General features: G+C 75.9%; 2 protein-coding genes. Both read right to left on the reverse strand.

Features of this window, described 5'->3' with window-relative positions; all coding sequences use genetic code 11:
• Positions 1-79 precede the first annotated feature (79 nt).
• Positions 80-1210, reverse strand: coding sequence for a glycerophosphodiester phosphodiesterase family protein (locus GTQ99_RS22440; RefSeq protein WP_166617891.1), 1131 nt, complete (start codon positions 1208-1210; stop codon positions 80-82).
• Between the two features lie 63 nt (positions 1211-1273).
• The gene (locus tag GTQ99_RS22445; protein WP_166617892.1) at positions 1274-2161 is read right to left on the reverse strand and encodes an Fpg/Nei family DNA glycosylase; all 888 of its coding nucleotides are present in this window, start codon (positions 2159-2161) and stop codon (positions 1274-1276) included.
• Positions 2162-2209: the final 48 nt, after the last annotated feature.

A 2209-nucleotide genomic window follows, 5' to 3' on the forward strand; every position in this document is an offset into this window, starting at 1 on the left:
TCCCGGGGCTGTGGGAGGGCATCGGACCACGGGGGGAACCGCCGTGTCCGCCTGCGGGCGGAGGTTGCTCCGAAAAGGGTCAGCCCTGCCCGGCGAGGAAGCGCTCGCGGGCGACGACGGCGACGTCGGGGGCGTCGGTGAAGATCCCGTCGATGCCGGTCGCGAAGAGCTCGACGGCGTAGTCGACGACCCGCCCCCACGCGGCCGGGTCGTCGCCGGTGCGGAACTCCTCGGGCAGGAAGCTGTTCTCCGGGCGCAGCGTGTAGGGCACGACCTGCAGCCCCGCGGCGTGCGCGTCGTCGACCAGGCTCTCCGTGAGCTGGGCCAGCGACGGCCCGACCTGGTCGACGAAGCGGGCCAGGTCGCGCAGCGAGGAGGGGATGAGCAGGTCGGCGTACTGGCGGGGGTCGCCGGCCGCGACGAGGTCGGCGGGCGCGCCCACCTCGGAGGTGAGGAAGACGGCGCGGGTGCGCAGCCCGTGGGTCGTGCGCAGATGCTGGAGGTTGGTCAGCTCGAAGGACTGCACGACGACGGGGGCGTCGGCGGAGTTGAGGCCCGCGGCGGTCAGGGCGGCGACGAGGGGCTCCTCCACGCCGAGGCCCAGGGAGCGGAAGTAGGTGGAGTGCTTGATCTCCGGGACGATGCCGATGGTGCGGCCGAGCTCCTCGGACAGGCGCGCGCGGGTGGCCAGCGCCTCCTCGAAGGTGGGGACCTGCCACAGCCCGTCGTAGACGGTGTTGCGCTGGCGCAGCTGCGGCAGGCGCTCGACGGCCCGCAGGGTCCTCAGCTCCTCGTAGGTGAAGTCCTCGGTGAACCAGCCGGTGTACTCGACGTCGTCGATGACCTTGGTGGCGCGGCGGGCGGCGAACTCGGGGCGCCGGGCGACGTCGGTGGTCCCGGAGATCTCCGGCTCGTGGCGGCAGACGAGGACGCCGTCGCGGGTGGGGACGAGGTCGGGCTCGATGACCTCCGCGCCCAGGCGCGCGGCGAGCTCCCAGGAGGCGACGGTGTGCTCGGGCCGGTAGGCGGACGCCCCGCGGTGGCCGACGACGAAGGGCGTGGGCCAGCCGTGGTCGACGGCCGCGGCGCCGGCGGCGGAGGCCGAGGCCGTGGCGGCGGAGGCCGGGACGGCGGCGAGGCCGCCGAGGAGCGCCGCGGCGGAGAGCAGGCTGCGGCGGGAGGGGCGGGGGGCTGTGCTGAGGTGGGTCACGGGCGCAGCCAACCGGCCCGCGGGCCCGGTGCCAAGCGAATCCTCAGGGAACTCCTGGGGAACTCACTTCAGCAGCCGCGACAGCCGCCGGTCGGCGAGCACCTTCCCGCCGGTCTGGCAGGTGGGGCAGTACTGCGTCGAGCGGTCGGCGTAGGAGACCTCCCGCACGGTGTCCCCGCACACCGGGCACGGCTCGCCGGTGCGCCCGTGCACCCGCATCCCGGCCCGCTTGGCGTCCTTCAGCTGCGCCGCCGGGCGCCCGGCCGCCGCGGCCACGGCCTCGCGCAGCGTCGTGCGCAGCGCCTCGAAGAGCCGCTGCACGTCCTGCTCGGGCAGCGCGCCGGCGACCGCGTACGGCGACAGCCGCGCCGCGTGCAGGACCTCGTCGCTGTAGGCGTTGCCGACCCCGGCCAGGACGGACTGCTCGCGCAGCAGCCCCTTGACCTGCTGGCGCGAGCCGGCCAGCAGCGCGCGGAAGGCGTCGAGGTCGAAGGAGGCCTCCAGCGGGTCGGGGCCGAGGGTGGCGACGGCCGGCACCTGCGCGGGGTCGCGCACGACGTGGACGGCGAGCCGCTTCTGGGTGCCGGCCTCGGTGAGGTCGAAGCCCGGCGGCCGGTGCGGGTCGTCGTCGTCCTCGGGCGCCAGCCGCACCCGCAGCGCGACGGGGTTCTTGCCGCCCGGCTTCAGCGGCGCCCGCGGCAGCGCGTCGGACCAGCGCAGCCAGCCGGCCCGGGACAGGTGCACGAGCAGGTGCAGGCCGTCCACGTCGACGTCCAGCCACTTGCCGTGCCGCTCGACGCCGGTGACGAGCAGGCCGTGCAGGGCCGTCGGCGGCGGGTCGTAGGTCTTCAGCGCGTTGAGCGCGCCGACCTCGACGGCGGCCACGACCCGGCCCACCAGCCGCTCGCGCAGGGAGGCGGCGAGCGCTTCGACCTCGGGCAGCTCGGGCACGCGGCCCAGTGTGGGGCAGGCTCGTGCGGTGCGCTCCCCGCTCCCCTC

The organism is Kineococcus vitellinus (genome assembly GCF_009906315.1).
GTDB classification, from domain to species: Bacteria; Actinomycetota; Actinomycetes; order Actinomycetales; family Kineococcaceae; genus Kineococcus; species Kineococcus vitellinus.